The following is a 22,780-nucleotide window of genomic DNA, read 5'->3' on the forward strand; positions in this document are numbered from 1 at the left end:
CGCCGCTAGTCCACGAGTCGCAATGCCGCTGCGGGGCACTGCGTTACGGCCTGCTGCATGCGATCGCGGTCCGATTCCGGGCGCTCATTGTCGAGGATCGACACGGTGCCGTCGTCCTGCACTTCGAACACGTCCTCGGCGATCGACTCGCAAATGCCGTGTCCCGTGCACTTGTCGAGGTCGACTTCGACCCGCATGATGTCTCCTATTTGACGAACGCCGGGAGGCGTTTGACGCCGTGAACGAAGCTGCTGTGGAGCAGATCGGGTGCACCGAACTCCACGGTCTTCAGCCGGGTCAGCAACTCGCGGAACAGGTTTCGCAGTTCAGCTTTGGTCAGCTGGTTGCCAAGACAGAAGTGGGGGCCGCCTCCGCCGAAACCGAGGTGCGGATTGGGCGAGCGCTGCAGATCGAACCGGCCCGGCTCGTCGAAGACCGCCTCATCGCGATTGGCCGAGCAGTAGAACAGGCCGACCTTGTCGCCCGCGCTGACCGGCTGACCGTTGATCTCGGTGTCTTCGGTGACGAACCGCGCGAACTGCAGGACCGGCGACGACCACCGCACGAACTCCTCGATGGCGGGGCCGATCCGGTTCTCGAAATCCTCCATCAGCCAAGCACGTTGGTCAGGGTTCTCGACCAGCGCCATCATCGTGTGCGTCGTCGCCTGCTTGGTGGTGTCGTTGCCTGCGGACGCCAGCAGAATCAGGAATGCGCCCATCTCCTCGTCAGTCAGGCGGTGACCGTCGACCTCGGCGTTGACGATGCTCGTCATCAAATCGTCGCCGGGGTTGGCGCGCCGGAACTTCGCCAGCTCCTGACCGGTGGTGTTCAACAGCATGATCTCGTTGATCGTGTCCTGCGCGCGTTCCTCGAGCGAGCTGTATTCGTCATCGCTGAGCCCGAACAGCTTTTCGGCGGCCTTGGCAACCGCCGGCTGATCCGCCTTCGGGACGCCGAGCATCTCCATGATCGTCAGCATCGGCAGGCGCGCCGAGCAGGCTTCGACGAAGTCGACATCGCCCGCACCGACGAGGTCCTCGACGATGCTCACCGCGTTGGTGTGGATCTGCTCCTCGATCTGGCGCACGTGTCGCGGGGTGAAGGCCGAACTGATCAGCCGTCGATACACCGTGTGCTGCGGCGGATCCATGGTCAGGAAGAACGAGGCGAACTGCTGGATCTCGGCGGGCATCGGGTCGAGCGCGACGCCCTGCGTCGATGTGAACAGCTCGGGGTGCTGGCTGACGAACACGATGTCGGCGCGCCGCGTCAGCGCCCAGTAGCCCGGCTCCTCCATCGGGAACATCGACGGAAACGGCCGGTGCCAGCTCAGCCCTTCACCGGCGCGGAGCTGCGCGAACGCTTGGTCACGTAGTGCGAACGGCTGACTCCAGAAGTCGTGTGACGTGATGTCGATCGGACTGTACTCACGCGCCTGAACCGCTGCCGCTGTCACGGAATCAGCGTGACACTTCAGTGAAAATTTGTAAAGCTATGATCGTGCAACCGGTCGACAACTCCAGTCGCGAGCGAATCCTCCTCGCGACCGCAGAGGTGCTCGGCAGGATGGGCAAGACCAAGCTCAGCCTGTCGGAGGTCGCGCTGCAGGCCGGGGTATCCCGGCCGACGCTCTACCGCTGGTTCGCCTCCAAGGACGACTTGCTCGATGCGTTGGGCATCTGGGAACGGCACATGTACGAACGCGGCGTCGCCGACGCCTGCGCGGGACTGCCCGCAAACGAGAAGCTCGACGCGACGCTGCGCTACATCGTCGAGTATCAACATTCGTATCCCGGGCTGCGCGTGGTCGACATCGAACCTGCACACATGATCCGACGGCTGTCGCACATCATTCCGCTGATGCGGGCACGGCTCGAACGGCTCATCCCCGGACCCGATAGCGCCGAAGCCGCGGCGACCGCGGTGCGCGTTGCGGTCTCGCACTATCTGGTGCGCAGCGACGACGACGCAGATTTTCTGGATCAACTACGGCACGCGGCGCGGGTCAGGCATCACGCGCCTTGAGCTCGGCGAGGATCTCGTCGGTGTGCTCGCCGAGTCGCGGTGCGGCAGAACGGGGTTCCCATGGCGTGCCGTGGAAATCGGCAGGCGTCGCGATCATCGGCCCGCCACCGTCGGCGTCCGGCACGTAGACCACACCGCCGGCGGCGTGAAACTGCTCGTCGGCCACCACATCCTCGATGGAGTTGATCGGCGACCAGAAGAACTCAGGTTCTGCCGCAAAGATTTTCGCCCATTCGTCGAGTGGCCTCGTCGCGAAGATCACGTCCAACTCGCCGACGAGCTCGGTGGCATTGGCGGCGCGGGCATGTGCGGTGTCGTAGCGCGGATCGGTCAACCACTGAAGCCGATCGACGGCACGGCACAGCGCAGGCCAATGCCGGCTGCCCTGCAGGCCGACGATCCAGAACCGCCTGCCATCGCCCGCGGTGTAGTTGTTCATGCACGGGTTGCCCATCGACTCGCGTTGGCCGATCGCGATGGAATGGCCGGTCATCAGGAACGTGTTGAGATCGAAGCTGACGGTGTACGCGCCCTGCCGGTACAGCGACGTGCTGACCAATTGCCCGGCGCCGGTTCGTGTTCGCGCGACAAGCGCCGCACAGACCGCGGCCGCCAGCGTCATACCCGCCGAGTGGTCACCCATGCCGCCCCGCTGAAACGGCGGCGTATCGCCAGGGCGGGTCAGCAGATGCGCCAGGCCGGCCCGCGCCCAGAATGCGGCGACGTCGTATGCCGCGCGGTCGGCGTCGGGTCCGGTCTCGCCGTAGCCGGTGATCAGGCCGTAAACCAGTCGCGGATTGCGCGCGGCGACCGTTTCAAAGTCAAGGCCGACCCGCGCCAATGCACCCGGGCGGATGTTTGTCAGGAAAACGTCTGCGCCGCTGAGCAATTCGAATGCCGTGTCGCGACCGTCGTCGGTCGTCAGGTCCAGCACGATGCTGCGCTTGGAGCGATTGTCCATCTCGAAGGGCGGGCTGACGTCGTCCTCGATGCCGAGCATCCGGCCGAACATGCGCGCGGGATCGCCGTCCGGCGGTTCGATCTTGACGACGTCGGCGCCCCAGTCGGCGAGGATGCCGCCCGCCGCGGGGCCGGCCACCCAGACACCCAGTTCGACGACCCTGATGCCCTCCATCGGTCCGGCCATGGACATCCTTCCGAATCGCCTTACAAAATCCCGCTAGTTCGTAAACTCACCAGGTGGATCGGGGTTATGTCGATCTCGACACGGTATCGCTGCTTGAGAAGTCACTGTGACCGCACCATCTAGGATCAGCTGGACCAAACGATTGAGGTCTGGGAAGTGAACGAACCGCTGCGCGACGCATCCGGAGGCGTCGAGGACACCTCGACGCGGCACCGGATCCTCGTCGCGACCGCGGAAGTGCTCGGTCGCAGCGGTCAGACGAAGCTGAGCCTCTCCGAGGTGGCGCTGCAGGCCGGGGTGTCCCGTCCAACGCTGTACCGGTGGTTTGCCTCGAAGGGCGAGCTGCTCGACGCGTTCGGGGTCTTCGAGCGCGAGATGTTCGACAGCGGCATCAGCCGCGCGACATCGGGCCTGCGCGGTACCGACAAGCTCGACGGTGCGCTGCGATTCATCGTGGAGTACCAGCAGTCGTACTCCGGTGTGCGGCTCGTCGACATCGAACCCGAGGTCGTCATCGCCCAACTGGGCAGGATCATCCCGATGATGCGGGCCCGCCTGCAGAAGCTGATGCCCGGGCCGAACGGTGCCGTCAAGGCCGCGACGGTGATCCGCGTCGCGGTGGCGCACTACATCGTGCGCAGCGACGACGGCGATCAGTTCCTCGCACAGCTGCGGCATGCGGCAGGGATCAAACAGAACGGGTGACATTCTCCCGCTAGTTTGTAAAGCTGTCCCCCATGACGGGAGTGCAGACCGAAACCGGGGTGCTCGCCGGTGACGAGCGGATGCTCATCGAGGGCGAATTGCAGATCACAAGAAGCAAAGCGACATTCGACGTCGTCCACCCGGCCAGCGAGCAGGTGGCCGGGCACGCCACCGACGGAACGGTCGACGACATGGCGCGCGCGGTCGCAGCCGCGCGCCGGGCGTTCGACGAAACCGACTGGCCGCGCGATCTGGAGTTCCGTTACCACTGCCTGACCCAGTTGCACGAGGCGCTGGAGCGCAACAAGGAACGGCTGCGCAGGGTGCTGATCACCGAGGTGGGCTGTCCCGTCACGGTGAGCGGCAGCCAGATCGAGAGCCCGATCGCGGAGGTCAAACACTGGGCCGAGCACGGCAAGGCTTTCGAGTACCTCATTGACAACGGGCTGCACGAGACGCCGCTGGGCCCGGCGCGGCGCAAGATCCACTACGAGCCGGTCGGCGTGGTCGGGGCGATCACGCCGTGGAACGTGCCGTTCTACCTGAACGTGGCCGAGACGGTGCCTGCGCTGATGGCGGGCAACACGGTGGTGCTCAAACCGGCGCAGCTGACGCCGTGGTCGGGCAGCGAGTACGGCCGCATCGTGGCCGAGGAGACCGACATTCCGCCGGGGGTGTTCAACGTCGTGGTGTCGAACGCGAACGAGGTGGGCGCGGCGCTGTCGGCCGACCCGCGCGTCGACATGATCACGTTCACCGGTTCGACGGCGACCGGCCGCGCGATCCTGGCTGCGGGCGCGCCGACGGTGAAGAAGACGCTGCTGGAGCTGGGCGGTAAGTCGGCGCACATTGTGCTCGACGACGCCGACTTCAACTCGGCGCTACCGATGGCGGCGATGATGGCGTGCGTGATGTCGGGCCAGAGTTGCATTCTGCCGAGTCGAATCCTATTGCCGCGCAGCCGGTATGAGGAAGGTCTCGCGATACTCAAGGGCGCCATGGAGAATTTCCCGGTCGGCGATCCGTGGACGCCGGGCAATATGCAGGGGCCGCAGATCAGCGAGACGCAACGGCAGAAGGTGCTGGGGCTGATCCGCAGCGGCCTGGACTCGGGTGCGCGCCTGGTGACCGGCGGGGGCATTCCGGAGAACCTGCCGACGGGTTATTACGTGCAGCCGACGCTGTTGGCCGACGTCGATCCCGATTCGCAGGTGGCGCAGGAGGAGATCTTCGGACCGGTGCTGACGGTGACGCCGTATGACAGCGACGACGAAGCGGTCGCGATCGCCAACAACACGATCTACGGGCTCTCGGGTGAGGTCAGCAGCGCCGACGTGGGCAGGGCGTTCGAGGTGGCCAAGCGGATGCGGACCGGCAACGTCACGATCAACAACCGCAGTCACTTCGGGATCGGCAGCCCGTTCGGCGGAACGAAGCAGAGCGGGCTTGGCTACCGCAACGGCGAGGAAGGCTACAAGGAGTACCTCGAGGCCAAGACGATCGGCATGCCCGACTAATGGGCCAGGCGGCCGCGGCCGGCGGTGTCGATCTCGCCGGCGGGCGCGGCCCAAACCCACGTGTGAAAGTGCCCGCGTACGGAGCGACAACACCCCGACATGTCGGACATGCCTGCTTCGGTTCGACGATGGAGACCAGACATCTGTTGCGGGGCATTGACCTGCGATACGCGCTGACGATGTACCTGTTGCAACACGGCCCAACAACCGTCGACGAACTTCTCGAGGCGTTGGAGTGGCAGGGCTTCGACTTCCCCGGGCGCGCGTCGAAACAAGTATCGGACGCGCTGCGGTGGGAGCGGGGTCGCGGCCGTGTCCGTCGAATAGCGCGAGGACTCTACGGCCCCGGATACGTACCACGCGGCACCGCGCATCGGATATACACGCGCGTGATGAATATGCGCGCCGCGGCGAAACCCTCGGCGTACTTCCGCGGTTTCCGGTTATGAGCTCGAGTTGTCGCTCAGTACGTGGGCACTTTCGTATATGCCCCCGCGCCAGCACGGGACCACGGGACCCGCTGTCTGAAGATCAGCTGGCCAGGTCGGATGTCTCGCTCAGGCGAGTGACTCCGCGGGGAAATCCGCGCTACGCGAGAGCGTTTCGTTCGCCCGGATGTCGGCCAGGGCCTGCTCCAGCGCATCGATCACCGCGTCGTATCCGCTGTTGCCCAGGACCAGCCGACGGGGCGGCGGATCTTGGGTCATCGCCGCGATCACCGCACGGGCACCGCGGCGCGGATCGCCGGGCTGCACACCGTCCATCCCAACGAAGTCGGCACGGACCTGCTCCAGCATGTCGTGGTACTCCGGAATGGTCTCCATGACAGGTTCGTTGGCGAAGCCGGCGTAGGCGTTCGTGCGAAACGCTCCGGGTTCGACCGTCAACACCGAGATCCCCTGTGCGGCAACCTCGTCGCGCAGCGCATCGGTGATGGCTTCGATGGCGAACTTCGTCGCACTGTAATAGCCAAATCCGACCGCCGACACAAGCCCGGCCACCGAGGACACGTTGACGATCCACCCGTTTCCGCGGGCGCGCATCCCCGGCAACACTGCACGCGTCACCGACAGCACCGCGAAGAAGTTCAGCTCGAACATCGCCCGCAACGAGGACTCGTCCATCCCCTCGACCGACCCGTACCAACCGCGGCCGGCATTGTTGACCAGCACGTCGATGCCGCCGAAGTGGTCCTCGGCGGCATGCACCGCGCGCTGCACCTGCGTCGCATCAGTGAGTTCCAGTGGCACGACGAGAACCCGGTCGCCGTACTGGTCGGCCCACGCCGCCAGCTCCTGCGGGCGCCGAGAGGTGAGCGCCACGCGGTCCCCCGTCTCCAGCGCCGCCTCGGCGAACGCCACCCCGAAGCCGCCGGGCGTGCCACCTGTGATGAACCATCTCCTGCTCATGGCTCAATCACCAACCGGCTAATCGACGCACCGTCCATGGTGAACCGGTAGTGCAGGTCGGCAACGCCGCCGGGGAAGTCGCCCTCGAGGTGCTGTGCGACATCGATGGTCGTGTCGGTCGTGGTCGCGCCAGTGACCTTGGTGGTGTAGGTGTACTCGCTGGCCGCAGTGGCGATCCAGGACCCGATGTCATCATGGCCCGTGTAGTCACGGCCCTCGTCGGTAACGGTTGCGTCGGCGGTGATCGTGGCGAGCGCTCGTTCGGTCTCTCGGTTGTCGAGTGCGGTCATGAACGTCTTGATGGTGTCCGGGAGTGCATCCCATTCTGTGGTCATGGCCCCACGGTGGAGGTTCCCCTAACGGGAAAGTCAACCTTTGACCATTCCCTAGGGGGAAGCTGCACGATGGCCTTACCCGATACCGCGGGCGGCGGATCGCAGAGGAGGACGCCATGGGAGCACGAGTATCGATCGGTGACTTCGCAGTGATGACCACCCTGAGCAGGAAGGCGCTACGGCACTACCACGACATCGGCATTCTCGAACCAGCTCACATCGATTCCCACACCGGCTACCGCTTCTACGACACCGGCCAGGTCGACCATGCACACATCATTCGCCGGTTCCGCTCGCTGGGCATGTCCATTCCCGACATCAAGGCGCTGCTGAGCACCGACGACGCCGCGGCTCGCACCGAAATCATCACGAGTCATCTCGAGCAGATGGAGGTGCAATTGCAGCAGACTCGTGACACCGTGGGCGCGCTGCGCGAACTACTGTCGCCTGTAAACACTCCTCCCCATGTCGAGTTGCGCACTGAACCCGCGCTGGCGGTGTGGTCCATTGGCGCCACCATCGAGGTTGCCGAGATCGACAACTGGTTCATGGCGACATTGAGCCAACTGTGGGACGCGGTTGCCGCGGCAAGAGGCGCTCCGTCGGAGGTCGTGCCGGGTGGCCTATACGAACGATCGATATTTCTCGAATCATACGGCGACGCAACCTTATTCGTACCCGCGCCGCAGTCCGCGGAACCACCGAAGGGCATCCGCGCCGAGGTCTTACCGCAGGCCCAATTCGCCGTGCTCACCCACTCCGGTGGTCACGAAGGAATCGACCGCAGTTATGGGGCGCTGGGAGTATACGCAAACGAGCATCTGATCAGCGACCAGGGGCCGATTCGCGAGCACTACATCGGCGGCACGCCCTCAGATCCGACAGCGTTCACCGCCACAGAGATCTGTTGGCCGATCTTCAGCACCACTCCTCCGACAAACTGACAGCAGACCTACCCTCAGCCCTCGGCCGCCAACTGCCCACAGGCCGCAGCGATTTCGCGGCCGCGGGTGTCGCGCACTGTGCATGACACGCCGCGCCCCCGCACCCGCCGCACAAATTCGCGTTCGGCCGCCTTCGGGCTGGCATCCCACTCGCTGCCCGGTGTCGGATTCAACGGGATCACGTTGACGTGTGCCAGCGGACCGAGCGCGCCGTGCAGGCGCTTGCCCAAAAGGTCTGCCCGCCAAGGCTGATCATTGATGTCGCGGATCAACGCGTATTCGATGGACACCCGCCGCCCTGTCACGTCGGCGTAATACCTTGCCGCGTCAAGCGCTTCGGACACCTTCCACCGATTGTTGACCGGCACCAGCGTGTCGCGCAGTTCGTCGTCGGGTGCGTGCAGAGACAACGCCAGCGTCACGCCGAGCCGTTCGTCCGCGAGCTTGCGGATCGCGGGGGCCAACCCCACCGTCGACACCGTCACCGATCGCGCCGAAATGCCGAACCCGTTCGGCGCTGCCGCGGTGATGCGCCGCACCGCGGCCAACGTCCGGTTGTAGTTGGCAAGGGGCTCACCCATGCCCATGAAGACGATGTTGGACAACCTGCCGTGGTCTCTATCGCGTAATTCGACCGCCGCGGCGCGCACCTGCTCGAGAATCTCCGCCGTCGACAGATTGCGCGTCAAACCGCCCTGCCCCGTCGCGCAGAACGGGCACGCCATGCCGCAACCGGCCTGCGACGAGATGCACACTGTGTTGCGCTCCGGATACCGCATCAGCACCGACTCGAAGGTCGTACCGTCAACCGCCCGCCACAGCATCTTCCGCGTCTCGCCTGCGTCGCACTCGATCTCGCGCACCGCATCGAGCAGTCGCGGGAACAACGCGTCGGCGACCTGCTCGCGCACCGCAGCGGGCAAATCGGTCATCTCCCGCGGATCGGCGATCAGGCGGCCGTAGTACTGATTGGCCAACTGCTTGCCCCGAAACGCAGGCAGCCCCAGCTCAGCGACGGCGGCCGCGCGCCCCTCTTCGTCGAGGTCGGCAAAGTGCCGCGGCGGCATCGCGCGACGCGGGGCATCGAAAACCAAAGGTAAAGACATGTCTTGTCAGTATCTCACCCGGGGCTGGCCGAAATTGATTGGCGATGACAGACGTTGATCGCAACCATGGGAACCATGCCCCTGCCACCGATGCCGCTGCGCGCCGCGTCGAATCTGACGTTTTTCTACGCGCTCGGTTATCCCATTGGCGCACTAGCTGTTTCAGCGATGTCGCCGATGGCGGTGCTGACTTTCCGCTTCGGACTCGCCGGCATGATCCTGTCCGGCTGGGCACTGCTTTCCCGTGTGACGTGGCCCACTGGCCGCACCCTGGCACACGTTCTGGTCGCCGGATTGCTCACCAACGCGCTGCAGTTCATCTGCCTGTACCTGGCCCTGATGCACGGTGCACCGGCCGTGCTCGGCGCGGTCGTCATTTCGATGAATCCGGTGGTCACCGCGGTGCTCGCGACGCTATTCCTGGGCGAGGGCTTGACGTGGACGCGGGTCGGCGCGTTGGTCCTCGGTGTACTCGCGGTGCTGGCCGCCTGCGCGGGACGCCTGATCGCCGTCGGCAGGGTCGACACCGTCGTACTGCTGTTGCTCGGGGCGCTGCTGGCCATCTCCGCCGGCGGGGTCTACCAGCAGCGGTTCTGCTCGGGCGTCGACTTCCGGGCCGCCGCGGCGCTGCAGAACGGAGTTGCCCTGCTGCCCGTCGCGGTGCTCGCCGCCGTTACACCGTTCGCGGTCACCGATCCGTGGAAGGCCGCCGGTGCTGTGGCGGCCGTCGTGCTGTTCAACGCCACCCTGTGCATGACGCTGTACGTCCGCGCGATCAACAACTTCGGCGCGGCCGCGGTGGCGATGCTGTTCGCGGTCATTCCCGCGGTCGCGGGCGTCTTGTCGTGGCTGATGCTGGGCCAACGGCCCGATATCGGGATCGCGGTCGGCCTCGTCGTCGGCGCGGCGGCGTGCTGGCTGAACGCCAGGGTGTCACGCCAACAGCGTGAGAACGATCCAGCCGGCGACGGCGGACGGCAACATCGCGTCGATCCGGTCCATGAGGCCCCCATGACCGGGTAGCAGCGTGCCCATGTCCTTGATGCCGAGATCGCGCTTGACCTGAGACTCGACCAGGTCACCGAGAACGCCGGTGACCACCAGCATCAGTCCCAGTGGCACGCCGACCCACGCGGGTTTGTCGAGCAGGAAGGTCACCGACAAGACGGCCGCAGTGATGCCGAACAGCAGCGAGCCGCCCAGTCCCTCCCATGATTTCTTCGGGCTGATCGCCGGCGCCATCAGGTGCTTGCCGAACAACACCCCGGCGACATACCCGCCGATGTCGGCGAAGACGACGGTCACGATCACCGTGAAGGTTCGGAAGCCGCCGTGATCCTGGAAGATCAGCAGTGCACTGAAGCTGCCGAACAGCGGCACCCACGTCGCCAGCAGCACGGTGGCCGAAATATCGCGCAGGTAGTTGACCGGCTGCTCGCCGAGACCCTGCCCGACGAGGCGCCACACCATGCACACCACGATCGTGCCGCCGTAGGCGCCCAGCAGCCCGGTCGGGCCGAACGGCCACGTCAGCCAGATCATCGCCTGCCCGCCGACCAACAACGGAATCAGGGGTAGCGCGTAACCGGCCTCGCGCAGCCTGCGGACGACCTCATGGGTAGCAATCGGCATCGCCACCGCCAGGACCGGCAGCCAGCCGATCGGCGCGAAGAACAAGACCGCAATGGCCATTCCGCCCAAGAGGACGCCGACGGCGATGGCAGCCGGCAGATCGCGGCCGGCGCGGGACGCTTTCTTGGGCGGCTCAGTCGGGCCGGCTTCGGTGTCTGCCACGGGAGTCGCTTGCTGCTGGGTCACTAGACCTCCAGCAACTCGCCTTCTTTGTGCTTGACCAGCTCGTCGATCTGAGCGGTGTAGGTGTGCGTGGTCTTGTCGAGATCCTTCTCGGCGCGGGCCACCTCGTCCTCCCCTGCCTCGCCGTCCTTCTTGATGCGGTGCAGTTCCTCCATCGCCTTACGACGGATGTTGCGCACGGTGACGCGGGCGTCCTCACCTTTCGCCTTGGCCTGCTTGACGAGATCGCGGCGACGCTCCTCGGTCAGCTGCGGAATCGAGACCCGAATGACGTTGCCGTCGTTGGTCGGATTGACCCCGAGGTCGGAGTTGCGGATCGCGTCCTCGATATGTTTCAACTGGTTGGCCTCATAGGGTTTGATCACAACCAGCCGGGCCTCTGGCACGTTGATGCTCGACAGCTGGGTGATCGGAGTCTGCGACCCGTAGTAGTCGACGCTCACGCGCGCGAACATCCCGGGGTTGGCCCGGCCGGTGCGGATCGACGACAGGTCGTCGCGCGCTACCGACACCGCCTTCTCCATCTTCTCTTCGGCGTCGAAGAGGGTTTCGTCGATCACTGCTGCTCCTTAGGTGGTGACCAGTGTTCCGATCTTCTCACCTGCCACCGCCCTGGCGATATTGCCGTCTGTGAGCAGGTTGAACACCAGAATCGGCATACCGTTGTCCATGCACAGGCTGAACGCGGTGGCGTCGGCGACCTTCAGCCCCCGATCGATGACCTCGCGGTGGCTGATCGCGGTGAGCAGCTGGGCCTCCGGGTCGACCCGCGGGTCGGCGGTGAACACGCCGTCGACGGCCTTGGCCATCAGCACCACCTCGGCGCCGATCTCCAGTGCGCGTTGCGCGGCCGTGGTGTCGGTCGAGAAATACGGCAGGCCCATGCCTGCACCGAAGATCACCACGCGACCCTTCTCCAGGTGTCTGCGGGCCCGCAACGGAATGTAAGGCTCGGCGACCTGTCCCATCGTGATCGCGGTCTGCACACGCGTCGCGATGCCTTCCTTTTCCAGGAAGTCTTGCAGCGCAAGGCTGTTCATCACGGTGCCGAGCATGCCCATGTAGTCGCTGCGGCTGCGCTCCATGCCGCGCTGCTGCAGCTGTGCGCCGCGGAAGAAGTTGCCGCCGCCGATGACGACAGCGACCTGCACGCCGCTGCGCACCACCTCTGCGATCTGTCGTGCCACCAGGTGCACGACGTCGGGGTCGAGGCCGACCTGGCCGCCGCCGAACATCTCACCGCCGAGCTTTAGCAGCACACGGGTGTACATCGGCCTGATCGATGATGGTTCGGCGCCGTTGGGGTTGGTGAGCTCGGGGTCCGCCATCCGACTCCTTCGGGGTCCTCACATGAGATCACCCCTAATCCTGCCCCATAGCGGCCCGAAAGCCGCTATGGGGTCGGTGGCGCGTGGCGGGTCAGCTCTGCGGCAGGTGTGCGGTCAGCAGGAACGCGGGGACCGACTTGCGACCGTTGGGTTCGTCGCGCAGGTCGCCGAACGCCATCGGCATGTGCTCGGGAAGCTGCGCAGGGAAGTTGGCGTGGATTCTGGCCGGGCGGATCTCGTCGATGGTCCAATACTTCGACACCACGGCGCGCAGTTCGTCCTCGGTGACGGGGTTGGCGGGCCCATTGGGCAGTCCGGCGCGATCGAAGACCAACACGAAGTACAACGCCCCGGGCGCTGCCGCGCGCACGATCGACTGCTGGTAGCCCTCGCGGGCCTCCACCGGGATCGAGTGGAACAACGTCGAATCGACGATCGTGTTGAACCGGCCGTCGTAGCCGCCGAACGCGCTGATGTCGGCGACCTCGAAGCTGGCGTTGGTCAAGCCGCGCTTGGCCGCTTCGGCCCTGGCGAGCTCGATGGCCGTCGGCGAGAGGTCGAGGCCGACGGTGGTGAAGCCACGCTCGGCGAGATAGAGATCGACCGCAGCCTCGCCGCAGCCGACGTCGAGCACCTCACCGCGGAACTTGCCCTGCTCGATCAGCGCCGCGATTTCCGGCTGCGGTTCACCGATGCTCCACGGCGGCTTGGTGCCGAGACCCATTTCTGGCGCCTCGCCCTTGTAAGCGTTTTCGAACAAATCCTGTGGTGTGGTCATGCGTCCGGTATATCAACCTAGTTGATATGTGTCAATATGATTGACATGAGCGACAACCTCGAGGACCAGCCGCTGGGTTACCTGCTGCACCGGGTGATGCATGCGCTGAAGACCGACGTGTCGGCGGCCGTCCTCGATCCGCTCGAGGTGGCCTTCCCCGAGTACCTGTGCATGCGGGTGCTCTCGAAATATCCCGGCCACTCCAACGCCGAACTGGCCCGCGCACTGAACGTGTCGCCGCAGGCGATGAACATGGTGCTGCGCGGCCTCGAGAATCGCGGTCTGGTCAGCCGGCCGACGAGTGTTTCGTCGGGCCGATCGCTGCCCGCGCAGCTGACCCGCGACGGTGAAGAACTGCTGAAACGCACCGACGCTGGTGTGGTTGCGGCCGAGGACCGGCTGATGACCCACCTGACCGAGAAAGAGCGCCGCGAGTTCAGGCGCATCCTCGCCACGCTGGGTTCGGATCCGCTCTGAGCGCTCCTCAGTGGTGGTGGCAGGCCGCAGGCGGTGAGGGTGGAATGTCCAGCGCCGGATTGCCATCGAAGAAGCCGATTGGCTTCAGGTGGAAGCCGGTATAGGCGCATGGCATCACCGGCCAGTCCTCCGGCCGCACAACGTGATGCGCGCCGACGGTGTACCACAGCACCACATCGGTGTTCTCCAGCGGCGCGTCATCGGCGATGAACTGCGGCAGGCCCTGGACGTCCGCGGACTGATACATGTAGTCGCCCGCCGCGAACTTCTCCGCGGGGTCGTAGCGCGTCACCCACAGGTTGTGCTGCACGAACCGGGCCCTGTCATAGATGTAGGAACCCTCCTGCACCATCACCGGCACAACGTCTCTCGGCGTCAGCTTGTAGGCCACCGGATTGCCCAGTTCGTTGCGCTTGGACGGGTTCGCGATCTTCCAATAGCGGCCCTTGGACCAGTCCCAGTCTCTGGCCCCGTCGGCTTCGGACGCGACCAGCGTGTCCTGCGTGATCCATGCGTTGTGGTGCGGGTTGAGGTCTGGATCGGGTTCGGGGATCGAGTCGACCTCGTAGACGCTGTTGTTGGCGCCGTCGACGCTCATGTCGAGGCGGAAGCTGAAGAAGTGTTGGTGATTAGGCCCATAGATGTTGGGGGCGACCAGCTTTCCCCATCGCGGCTCCTCACCGTCCTTGACCGCCCCGGTGGTGAGCACCCCGGAGAGCTTGACCTCCACCTCCATCGAGGCGTCGTTGTAGAAGTACCAGAAGAAGCCGTACTCGTAGTTGCCGACGGTGCAGATCATCGAGATGACCAGCCGCCTGGCCCGCCGCACCTCCACCTCACCGGTCCGGAAATCCGTATGCTTCCAGGAGATCCCGTAATCCTCCTCATGCATGCAGATCGCATTCGGGATGGTCACCGCATTGCCCGAGGAATCGTTCACCGTCCCATCGAAGTAATAGATCTCGCCGAGACAGTCGCAGCCAAGCGTCAGCGGGTTGGCGGAGAAGCCCATCCCGACCTCACCCATGTCGAAGACGTTCTTGTTCCAGTGTGTGGGTGCGGTATCGCCATACGGCACAACCATTTCCGACAATGAAGCCCGGTAGATGATCGGCCGCGTCTCGCCGCGATCGGTGTAGGTGACCTCATGCAGCGTGATGCCTTCTCGCGGGTTGAAGCCGACGCGCATCGACCACTTCTGCCATTGCACCTTCCAACCGTCGACAGTGAAGCTGGGGCCGTCGGGTTGGGTGATCTCGATGGGCTTGACATCGTCGCGAAATTGTTTGAAGGCGGGCCGGTTGTTCTCGTCGAACATGAACTTCTCGGCGTAGTTGCCCGCGGTCGGCGGCAGCGGAACCACCCCGTGGTCCTCGATGTCGATCACCTTCATGGCGTCCAGATCGAATGTGACGATCAGGCCCTCGACGGGCCGCGCGTAGCCGTGCTCGGAGGCCGCGGCACGCATGAATGTCAACGGCCGACAGATCAGCGGGGAGTTGTCGTAGTGGTCTCCAGCGCCGTAATAGCCTGCGGGCCAGGGGTCGATCATCGCCAGGTCGAAGTCGGTGACGCCACGCTTGAGCATCGCCTCTTGCCAGCGTGGGTCGGCCCGCACCACCTCCTCCACACCGGTCATGTGCTCCACGAGATAGGACGGGAACCGGCCCGGCACCGCGGTCCACGAATCGATGATCCGCGCGCCGAGGTCGACGACCGCCTCATAGATCAGCTTGGCCGCACCGTCGTACATCGTGACGAACGCGCACCGCGGCACCTGCGAACCCTCGAATGTCAGCTCGGCGGTCTTGTCCGGCTCCGCCAACTGGATCATCACGAATCTCAGTGTCGGCGTGGCATATTCGGAGTCGGTGATCACCGCGGCTGCGGCTTCGATCTCTGCACCGGTCAGTGGATCCAGTGCGTACGGAGCCGTATTGTCGATCGCCTCCGTGCCGGGCACGGTGCTTTCCATCGTCATTTGGCTTCGTCCTTCAATTCGAGTACCGCCAGGTGTGCCAGTGCGTCTTCCGCGGAGGTCTTGTGCGCCGCCCGGCGGCCGAAGATGTAGACGACGACGCCGAGCAGGAACATGCCCACCGCGATGCTGCCGGTCCACATCATCCATGTGCCGTCCGGGACGTCTTTTATCCACGACTTCGCGAACGAGTAGTAGATGCCGCCGATGGTGCCCAGGCTGCCGACGACGACTGTGACCCACACGCCGGCCATGCCACCGGGAATGCGCCAGAACTTCTCGGTGGCGTACCGGTCGGCGTACTTCTTGCGCGCCAGCACGACGGGCACCAGGAAGAAGAACCCGGAGATCAGCCACGCGATGGACAGACCGCCCTGCAGGAAGATGGTGACGTTGGCCATGCTGCTCTGCGAATACAACCCCACCAGAATGAGTGACGACAGCACGCCCTGAATCAGCACTGCGGTGACCGGGTTTCGCGTGCGGGGGTTCAGGTGGGTGAAGATCCGCGGCAGGTGACGCTCCAGTCCGGAGACGAAGATCAGTCGCGAATAGGTGACCTGGTAGGACATCAAAGCGACGAACACGATGCACGCGAGCACGATCGCGCACACCTCCATCACACCCTTGGGCGCCGCAGTTCCCAGCATCCCGATCACCCCGGTGACCGGGTTGATCTGATCGGCGGGCAACACCATCACGGTGCCCAGCGTGGTCAGCAGGTAGATGACGACCAACGCGATCGACCCCCACACCACCATCTTCGGTCCGCTCTTGCGCACCGAAAGGAACTCCGCACCCATGTTGTAGGGCGTCTCGACGCCGACGAGATAGAGCAGGACAGTGCCGTAAAGGAAACCGGCACCGGCGAAGTCAGGCACCAGTGCGGCGTGTGCGCTGAACGGCTGGGCGGAACCGTTGCTCAACGCGTACACCAGGCCTGAGATGAAGATGACCGCGGTCAGTGCCAGGTAGACGACGAAAACGACGTTCATGATGCGTTGATTGGCAGCGAGTTTCGCCAGCGCCAGACCCACCACGGCCCACAGCAGCGCCAGTTGCAGGATGATCGTCAGCGTCAAGCCGAGTTCCGCGTGGAACGCCAGCAGCAGGAACTGCAAGATGATCGCCGGCGACGACGCTGAATTCAGCACCACCGGTATCCACGACAGATAGCCGCCGATGAACCCCCACGTCTCGCCCATGGTGCGGGTCGCCCAGATGTACACGCCACCTTCACCGGGCCACAGGTTGCCCAGTTCCGCGACCGCCATGCCGGCCGGTACCAGGAACGTGAGAATACCCAGCACCCACATGGGGATGGCTGTCCAGCCGCCGGCGGCCATGATCGACGAACCGGTGATCCAGCAGATGATGAAGACGTAGGTTGCGGTCAGACCGAACGTGGTCATCACCTTGGGCAAAACCTGTTCAGGGACCAGTTCGGTGGTCAGCAGCTTGTCGCGCCCGGCCGGCGGGGCTGCCTCGAGTTCTTGCGTCATAAATGGCTCTCCCAATACCGTTGGGTCAGTTGACAATTTGTCCGTCTTTCATGCGGACGACAAGGGTCGCTTCTTCGGCCACCGTGGGATCGTGCGTGCTGGCGACAACGGTGACGCCGAGCGTGGAACACAGGTCGCGCAGCATGCGCACCACCGTTTCCCCGGTGCGGTGGTCGAGGTTGGCGGTCGGCTCGTCTGCGAGCACCAGCGTCGGGTTGCTGATCAGCGACCGCGCGATCGCCGTGCGTTGCTGTTCGCCGCCCGACATCTTCGTCGGCTGGTGGTGAATCCGATGTCCGAGACCGACGAGCTCGAGCAGTTCGACCGCCCGCTTACGCAACGACTTGCGGTCGTAGGGCTCGAACATGAGTGGCAGCTCGACGTTTTCAACCGCCGAAAGGAACGGAATCAGGTTGTAGCTCTGAAAGATGAACCCGATGGTGTCGTGCCGCAGCGCCGCGAACTGGCTCTCGGTCAGCAGTGCGGTGTCGCGACCCGCGAGCTTCACCGTCCCCTTGGTGGGACGGTCGAGGCCGCCGATGATGTTGAGCAACGTCGACTTGCCACTACCGCTGGGTCCCATCAGGCAGACGAATTCACCTGGCATCACTTGTAGTTCGGTCGCGACGAGTGCACGGACCACCTCGTCACCGAGTTTGTGCAGCTTCCATACGTCCGAGATCTCGATGACCGGGGACTGACCGCCGGCCGCGATGGTCGTGTCTGCGGTTTCGTCGAGCTTGTCGATGGTGGTCATCCCTTAACCTCCTGCGGTCAACGAACGGATCGGCGGGCGCGAGGCGGCGTTCCAGGTGGGCACGATGCTGGTGGCCAGTGCCGCGACGATACTCACGCCGATCGAGATCACCGCGCCGAGCGTCAGCCCCTCGACCGACACTCCCGTCGCCACCAAACCGGCTGCGCCAAGCACGATCCCGGTCACAGCGGCGAGCAACGCCCCGACGAGCGCGCCGAGTATCGCCGCGATCACCGGCTCAACCAGCAATGCGGCTACCACTGGTGTGCGCGGCACGCCGTTGGCGCCGAGCACCCCGAGTTCGCGGGTGCGGTGAGCGACGGTGCGTGTGGTGGCCACCGCGACCTCGACCACGCCCACGAGCAGAACCGTCACCGCGATCAGCACGACGGCGCGGCCGATCTCGGCCGCGTGGCCCAATGACGCGGATTGTGCGCGGATTCCGTCGGACATGCCGAACACGATCACCACGAGGAATGCACCCGTCGCTGTCGTGACGACAGGAAGCACCATCTCACCGATCCGGCGCCGCGCGGCCAACCACCCGTAGGACAACCCTTTGCGCAACATCACCTGTCCCCCAACAACGAGACCGGACGTTGTTGCAACAACCGGTGCACCGGTACCAGGGCGCCGACGATAGCCATTGCCGGGAGGAACGCAGCAACCATGCCGGCCGCCTGCAGCCATGCGATAGGTGTTGCGATACCGGGGATCACCAGCGCCACAGCGGCTCCTGCGCCGAGGACTCCGACCACATAAGCGGTGACGAACACGATCCCCGACTCGACGAGGAAGAAGTAGAGCACCTCGTCGGCCAGTCCGATGCTCGACATGATGCCGAATTCGCGTCGTCGCTCCTGCACCGCGGCCAGGAACGACGACACGGCGATCACGAAACCGAGACCGAGTCCGATCGTCGAAATCAGGCCGAGGGTCGAACTGGTCACCTTGCCGGAGAACAGTGCGGAGAACTTCTGCTCGAACGTGAGCGGTCCTGTGCCCCCGACGGTGTCGTAGATCAGCCCGTTCCCGGCTGGATCCGGCTTGACCGACGGATCCGATGTCCATGGCAGCCCGACTGTATCGCCGATGATCTGCCCCAGATCGCGGCGCTTCTGGTCAGCCGCGGGTGCGAAGATCAACCACCAACCCTTGTCGCCGACAACCGAACGGGCAAGAGGAGTGGCGACGATGATCGATTGGCCGCTGCCAGTGACGTTCACGACGAGGCTCTGGCCGCCGATCACGAGCCGATCGCCCGGGTGCAGATCCAACCGGCCGGCCACCTCTTCTCCCAAAGTTGCTTGGCCACTTGCGATTTCGTCGCTGCCGCGTAGCGATACCTTGTTGCCGTTGATATCGGTGATGCCCGACGGCACACGGGTCGCGGTCCAGCCTGCGGGAACGCTGACGCTCGGAGCGGGCCCGTCGGCGACGAGGGCCTGCGCATCGGAGTCGTAGTGCACACCGGCGGCGGGCACCGCCCACAACTGGGCATCGCCCAGCACGTCGGTCACCGAATCTGCGCCGGTGATCGCAAAACTCGCCGAGATCGTCCGAACAACCATCACACAGGCGATCGCCAGCGCAATACCGAGCACCGACAGCACGAAGCGCTCTGGGCGACGGCGGATGTTGGCAAGCGCGAAGCGGATGAGGCACATGAAGGTGTTCCCCGACGCGGCGGCTATCGCGGGCGTTCGAACGCCGGTGGGTGCAGTACTGACCGGGATGGTCTCCACAAAGAGGGATGGTCGGCCTGCAAAGTTTCACCCGTAGCCACGCGCAATGTCGACAGCGTTAACTCGAACGTGGTGGGGTTACGGCGCGATTGCGCAGGCGCAACGGATTTCGTTGTCTGTTCAGCCGCGGCGGCCGATACCCGCCATCATCATCGGCGTGAGCAATCGACGATCCTCCTGAAATACGGAGGCCGCGGCTTCGGCTTGCTCGGCCGACAGCAGTCCGGCCTTCACGATGGCTTCGCGCAGGCTTTCAAAGGTCAACCGAAAGAAATCGAAGCCGGGCGACGCCGAATCGATCAGCCTGGCCCGTCCCTCCCCCCGCATCTCGGTGAGACCGGCAGCTTCCATGTCACTGACTACGCGCCGTCCGTAGTCACGCTCGAATCCTGCCGTCGTCATGAAGTCGAAGATGACCTCACCGATTTCACTGAATCCGACACTCCCGTCCTCGAATCCGTAGTTGGTCCAGTCGTAGTCCTCGATGACCATCCACCCGCCGGGCTTCAGCGTGGCGACCAAGCGCTCGAGAATCTGCCTGCGATCGGCGAGATGTTCGAGGACCAACCGCGAATGGACGAGGTCGTATTCGGAGGTCGGCAGTTCGTCTTCGCGGAGATCGACGCGGCGCACGGTAATCGAATCGGAAGCCAGCTGCTCGATGAAGCGGGTGTCGATGTCGATCGCGGTGACATGGGCGCCACGAGACGCCATCCACTCGACCATCGACCCGCCGCCCGCGCCGACCTCGAGGCAGTTCCAGCCGGCACCGATGCCGAGTTCGTCGAGCAGCGCCTGCGTGCCGGGATCCCAGAGTGCTTCCATGCCGGATAGCCTGGCCCGCTCCTTGCTGAAACCCGGGTCGAGGACGTAGTCGCGCGTCATGCCTGGATTCTGGCCCAGGGCCGCGCCTCCTCGAGTTCGTATGCCAATTCCAGCAGCCGGGATTCTCCGCCCCACACCGTGGACAGCATCATGCCGACCGGCAGGCCCGACGCGGATTCCCCGAGCGGAAGCGAGATCGCCGGGTCGCCGGTGGCGTTCTGGAACGGTGTGAAGGCTGCCCAGTCGATGAGTCGATCCATGACCTGTTCGTAGTCGGCCGTCGGATCGAGATGGCCGATACGCGGAGTCACCTCCGCCAGCGTCGGCAACAGAAGCGCGTCGTAGGTGCCCGACAATCCCTGTGTGATCCGGCGCGACGCTGCCAGCCTTCGAATGGCGAGCGGCATCCTGTGCAGGTTGCGGGTCGCGCCTCGCTCCAACCCGAGCGTCAGGTTGTCGAGCCGCGTGCGATCGAAACTGGGCCCGAACATGCGGCGGCCGCCACGCACCACCGCCAAAGCCAAGAACATCCAGTACAGATGGAAGTCATCCTTGAACCGCGCAGGCACCGGATTGTCGATTTCGGTCACCTTGTGGCCGAGCTCCTCGAGCAGCGCCGCCGTCTTGAGGGTGATCTCGCGGATCTCCGGGCTGGCCTCTCGCAGAATCGATTTGGTGCAGAACGCGATGTGCAACCGTTGTGCGCCGGGTCCGCCGACATCGCCAATCGGACGCAATTTGGCGTTGCGGTACGCTCGCTCGGCCTCGCGAAAGAACGCGGCGGTATCACGCACCGAGCGCGTCACCACTCCATTGGCGACGAGGTGCAGCGGCATCCGCGCGGTCTCTTTGTCCAACGGAAGGCGGCCGCGGGTCGGCTTCAGACCAACTAATCCGTTGCAGGAGGCGGGAATTCGAATAGAACCGCCGCCGTCGTTCGCGTGGGCGATCGGCACCACGCCGGCAGCCACGAAAGCGGCCGAACCTGACGACGACGCTCCGGCTGTGTATTCCGGGTTCCACGGATTGCGCACCGGGCCGATCCGAGGATGCTCAGCTGAGCCGCTGAAGCCGAACTCCGACATCTGCGTCTTGCCGAGCGGTACCAGACCGGTACTCAAGAACACGCGCGCCCACGCGCCATCGGACGGCAGCGGTCGCGGCTCCCATGCGTCGGTGCCCTGCATTGTCGGCATGCCGCCGACAGCGACGTTGTCCTTGATGAACGACGGCACCCCGTCGAAGTAACCGCCATACGGTCGCCGCGCTTCGGCCCTGGCCCGCGCACGGTCGTATGCCTCGTATGCGAGACCGTTGAGCGTCGGGTTGACCATTTCGGTGCGGACGATGGCGGCCTCGACCAACTCGCGCGGCGACACCTCGCCGCCGCGCAACTTCTCGACAAGGCCGACAGCATCGTGGTCACCGAGGGCGTCGTCGCCGAAGGCGTGAATGCGGTTCATGCCCAGACGGTACCAAGTCGTACCGCGTCTGTGGTTGCCGACGCAAAAGGCCCCCGGGAATCCCGGGGGCCTTCGCGTGGGCGTGCGGCGACTAAGCCTGGCCGACCTCGAACCGGACGAACCGGGTCACGGTCACACCGGCCTCGTCGAGCAGCGCCTTGACAGTCTTCTTGTTATCGGACACCGACGGCTGGTCGAGCAGCACGACGTCCTTGTAGAAGCCGGTCACGCGACCCTCGACGATCTTGGCCAGCGCCTGCTCGGGCTTGCCCTCGTTACGGGCGGTCTCCTCTGCGATGCGGCGCTCGTTGGCGACGACATCCTCCGGAACGTCCTCACGCGTCAGGTACTTGGCCTTCAGCGCGGCAATCTGCAGGGCGACCGCGTGCGCGGCCTCCTTGTCAGAGCCTTCGTACTCGACGAGGACACCCACGGCGGGCGGCAGATCAGACGCCCGCTTGTGCAGGTAGGCCTCGACCGTGCCGTCGAAGTACGCGACCCGGCGCAGTTCCAGCTTCTCGCCGATCTTCGCGGACAGGTCGGCGATGACCTGCTCGACGGTGGTATCACCGACCTTGGCGGCCTTCAGCGCGTCGATGTCGGTCGCCTTGGCGGCAGCAGCCGCCGCGACGATCTGATCGGCGACCGTCTGGAATTCGGCGTTCTTCGCGACGAAGTCGGTCTCGGAGTTCAGCTCGATCAGCGCGCCGTCCTTGGCGGCAACCAGGCCCTCGGCGGTTGCGCGCTCGGCACGCTTGCCGACGTCCTTGGCGCCCTTGATGCGCAGCAGTTCGACGGCCTTGTCGAAATCGCCGTCGGCATCAACCAGCGCGTTCTTGGAGTCGAGCATGCCGGCGCCGGTCAGCTCCCGAAGTCGCTTGACGTCGGCAGCGGTGTAGTTAGCCAATGTTCAGCCTTTCC

25 protein-coding genes are annotated in these 22,780 nt (G+C 64.9%); 7 read left to right on the forward strand and 18 right to left on the reverse strand.

Features of this window, described 5'->3' with window-relative positions; all coding sequences use genetic code 11:
- Positions 1–5: 5 nt before the first annotated feature.
- Both GGC64_RS03915 and GGC64_RS03920 read right to left on the reverse strand, forming a co-directional pair.
- Positions 6–197 (reverse strand): ferredoxin, encoded by a 192-nt coding sequence (locus tag GGC64_RS03915; RefSeq protein ID WP_192721128.1) that lies wholly within the window; start codon positions 195–197, stop codon positions 6–8.
- A gap of 8 nt (positions 198–205) precedes the next feature.
- Complete coding sequence (locus GGC64_RS03920; protein ID WP_192721129.1) at positions 206–1,459, reverse strand: cytochrome P450; 1,254 nt, start codon at positions 1,457–1,459, stop codon at positions 206–208.
- Between the two features lie 38 nt (positions 1,460–1,497).
- Between GGC64_RS03920 and GGC64_RS03925 the strand changes: the two genes are divergently transcribed.
- Positions 1,498–2,028 carry a TetR/AcrR family transcriptional regulator gene (locus GGC64_RS03925; RefSeq protein WP_192721130.1) on the forward strand — a complete coding sequence of 177 codons (531 nt, stop codon included), beginning with the start codon at positions 1,498–1,500 and terminating at the stop codon, positions 2,026–2,028.
- Here GGC64_RS03925 and GGC64_RS03930 read toward each other — a convergent pair.
- Entirely contained in the window at positions 2,009–3,175 is a 1,167-nt protein-coding gene (locus GGC64_RS03930; RefSeq protein WP_192721131.1) for a CaiB/BaiF CoA-transferase family protein, read from the reverse strand. The two genes, GGC64_RS03925 and GGC64_RS03930, sit on opposite strands and share 20 nt — an antisense overlap.
- Before the next feature lie 156 nt (positions 3,176–3,331).
- Here GGC64_RS03930 and GGC64_RS03935 point away from each other — a divergent pair, with 156 nt between their 5' ends.
- The 3 genes from GGC64_RS03935 (at position 3,332) to GGC64_RS03945 (ending at position 5,846) form a co-directional block, all read left to right on the forward strand.
- The gene (locus GGC64_RS03935; protein ID WP_192721132.1) at positions 3,332–3,880 is read left to right on the forward strand and encodes a TetR/AcrR family transcriptional regulator; all 549 of its coding nucleotides are present in this window, start codon (positions 3,332–3,334) and stop codon (positions 3,878–3,880) included.
- A gap of 32 nt (positions 3,881–3,912) precedes the next feature.
- Positions 3,913–5,397: an aldehyde dehydrogenase family protein gene (locus GGC64_RS03940; RefSeq protein ID WP_192721133.1), complete on the forward strand. Its 1,485-nt coding sequence runs from the start codon at positions 3,913–3,915 to the stop codon at positions 5,395–5,397.
- A 128-nt stretch (positions 5,398–5,525) separates the two neighbouring features.
- Positions 5,526–5,846: a hypothetical protein gene (locus GGC64_RS03945; protein WP_192721134.1), complete on the forward strand. Its 321-nt coding sequence runs from the start codon at positions 5,526–5,528 to the stop codon at positions 5,844–5,846.
- Between the two features lie 108 nt (positions 5,847–5,954).
- Here GGC64_RS03945 and GGC64_RS03950 read toward each other — a convergent pair whose 3' ends face one another.
- On the reverse strand, positions 5,955–6,806 hold the full coding sequence (locus tag GGC64_RS03950) for an SDR family NAD(P)-dependent oxidoreductase (RefSeq protein ID WP_192721135.1): 852 nt from the start codon (positions 6,804–6,806) through the stop codon (positions 5,955–5,957).
- Positions 6,803–7,141, reverse strand: a complete 339-nt coding sequence (locus GGC64_RS03955) for a nuclear transport factor 2 family protein (protein ID WP_192721136.1) — start codon at positions 7,139–7,141, stop codon at positions 6,803–6,805. The genes GGC64_RS03950 and GGC64_RS03955 overlap by 4 nt, the downstream gene beginning before the upstream one ends.
- Positions 7,142–7,257: 116 nt before the next feature.
- Here GGC64_RS03955 and GGC64_RS03960 point away from each other — a divergent pair, with 116 nt between their 5' ends.
- Entirely contained in the window at positions 7,258–8,085 is an 828-nt protein-coding gene (locus tag GGC64_RS03960; RefSeq protein WP_192721137.1) for a MerR family transcriptional regulator, read from the forward strand.
- A gap of 14 nt (positions 8,086–8,099) precedes the next feature.
- Here the strand turns inward: GGC64_RS03960 and rlmN are convergent, their stop codons facing one another.
- Positions 8,100–9,191 carry a 23S rRNA (adenine(2503)-C(2))-methyltransferase RlmN gene (rlmN, locus tag GGC64_RS03965; RefSeq protein WP_192721138.1) on the reverse strand — a complete coding sequence of 364 codons (1,092 nt, stop codon included), beginning with the start codon at positions 9,189–9,191 and terminating at the stop codon, positions 8,100–8,102.
- A gap of 66 nt (positions 9,192–9,257) precedes the next feature.
- Between rlmN and GGC64_RS03970 the strand changes: the two genes are divergently transcribed.
- Entirely contained in the window at positions 9,258–10,214 is a 957-nt protein-coding gene (locus GGC64_RS03970) for a DMT family transporter (RefSeq protein ID WP_225951155.1), read from the forward strand.
- Here the strand turns inward: GGC64_RS03970 and GGC64_RS03975 are convergent.
- The 4 genes from GGC64_RS03975 to GGC64_RS03990 all read right to left on the reverse strand — a co-directional run bounded on the left by GGC64_RS03975 (position 10,125) and on the right by GGC64_RS03990 (position 13,112).
- Positions 10,125–11,009 carry a phosphatidate cytidylyltransferase gene (locus GGC64_RS03975; protein WP_192721139.1) on the reverse strand — a complete coding sequence of 295 codons (885 nt, stop codon included), beginning with the start codon at positions 11,007–11,009 and terminating at the stop codon, positions 10,125–10,127. The two genes, GGC64_RS03970 and GGC64_RS03975, sit on opposite strands and share 90 nt — an antisense overlap.
- A complete protein-coding gene (frr, locus tag GGC64_RS03980; RefSeq protein ID WP_192721140.1) occupies positions 11,009–11,566 on the reverse strand; it encodes a ribosome recycling factor in 558 nt (185 codons plus the stop codon). The genes GGC64_RS03975 and frr overlap by 1 nt, the downstream gene beginning before the upstream one ends.
- A 9-nt stretch (positions 11,567–11,575) precedes the next feature.
- Positions 11,576–12,334: a UMP kinase gene (gene pyrH, locus GGC64_RS03985; RefSeq protein ID WP_192721141.1), complete on the reverse strand. Its 759-nt coding sequence runs from the start codon at positions 12,332–12,334 to the stop codon at positions 11,576–11,578.
- A 91-nt stretch (positions 12,335–12,425) separates the two neighbouring features.
- Positions 12,426–13,112 (reverse strand): class I SAM-dependent methyltransferase, encoded by a 687-nt coding sequence (locus GGC64_RS03990; protein ID WP_192721142.1) that lies wholly within the window; start codon positions 13,110–13,112, stop codon positions 12,426–12,428.
- A 36-nt stretch (positions 13,113–13,148) separates the two neighbouring features.
- On the opposite strand from GGC64_RS03990, the gene GGC64_RS03995 reads away from it, so the two are divergent.
- Positions 13,149–13,589 carry a MarR family winged helix-turn-helix transcriptional regulator gene (locus tag GGC64_RS03995; RefSeq protein WP_192721143.1) on the forward strand — a complete coding sequence of 147 codons (441 nt, stop codon included), beginning with the start codon at positions 13,149–13,151 and terminating at the stop codon, positions 13,587–13,589.
- Positions 13,590–13,596: 7 nt separating this feature from the next.
- On the opposite strand, the gene GGC64_RS04000 is transcribed toward GGC64_RS03995, so the two are convergent.
- From GGC64_RS04000 to tsf, 8 genes are all read right to left on the reverse strand, one after another.
- Entirely contained in the window at positions 13,597–15,570 is a 1,974-nt protein-coding gene (locus tag GGC64_RS04000; RefSeq protein WP_192721144.1) for a primary-amine oxidase, read from the reverse strand.
- Complete coding sequence (locus GGC64_RS04005) at positions 15,567–17,069, reverse strand: APC family permease (RefSeq protein ID WP_192721145.1); 1,503 nt, start codon at positions 17,067–17,069, stop codon at positions 15,567–15,569. Before GGC64_RS04005 ends, GGC64_RS04000 begins: the two co-directional genes overlap by 4 nt.
- 25 nt (positions 17,070–17,094) lie before the next feature.
- Positions 17,095–17,817 (reverse strand): ABC transporter ATP-binding protein, encoded by a 723-nt coding sequence (locus tag GGC64_RS04010; RefSeq protein ID WP_370582053.1) that lies wholly within the window; start codon positions 17,815–17,817, stop codon positions 17,095–17,097.
- Positions 17,818–17,829: 12 nt separating this feature from the next.
- On the reverse strand, positions 17,830–18,396 hold the full coding sequence (locus tag GGC64_RS04015) for an ABC transporter permease (protein WP_192721147.1): 567 nt from the start codon (positions 18,394–18,396) through the stop codon (positions 17,830–17,832).
- A complete protein-coding gene (locus GGC64_RS04020) occupies positions 18,396–19,571 on the reverse strand; it encodes an ABC transporter permease (protein ID WP_192721148.1) in 1,176 nt (391 codons plus the stop codon). The genes GGC64_RS04015 and GGC64_RS04020 overlap by 1 nt, the downstream gene beginning before the upstream one ends.
- 120 nt (positions 19,572–19,691) lie before the next feature.
- Positions 19,692–20,456 carry a bifunctional 2-polyprenyl-6-hydroxyphenol methylase/3-demethylubiquinol 3-O-methyltransferase UbiG gene (locus GGC64_RS04025; RefSeq protein WP_192721149.1) on the reverse strand — a complete coding sequence of 255 codons (765 nt, stop codon included), beginning with the start codon at positions 20,454–20,456 and terminating at the stop codon, positions 19,692–19,694.
- A complete protein-coding gene (locus tag GGC64_RS04030; RefSeq protein ID WP_192721150.1) occupies positions 20,453–21,859 on the reverse strand; it encodes an amidase in 1,407 nt (468 codons plus the stop codon). Before GGC64_RS04030 ends, GGC64_RS04025 begins: the two co-directional genes overlap by 4 nt.
- A 91-nt stretch (positions 21,860–21,950) precedes the next feature.
- Positions 21,951–22,766 (reverse strand): translation elongation factor Ts, encoded by an 816-nt coding sequence (gene tsf / locus GGC64_RS04035; RefSeq protein ID WP_192721151.1) that lies wholly within the window; start codon positions 22,764–22,766, stop codon positions 21,951–21,953.
- Between the last annotated feature and the right edge of the window lie 14 nt (positions 22,767–22,780).

The organism is Mycobacterium sp. OAS707, assembly GCF_014873705.1.
GTDB lineage: Bacteria > Actinomycetota > Actinomycetes > Mycobacteriales > Mycobacteriaceae > Mycobacterium.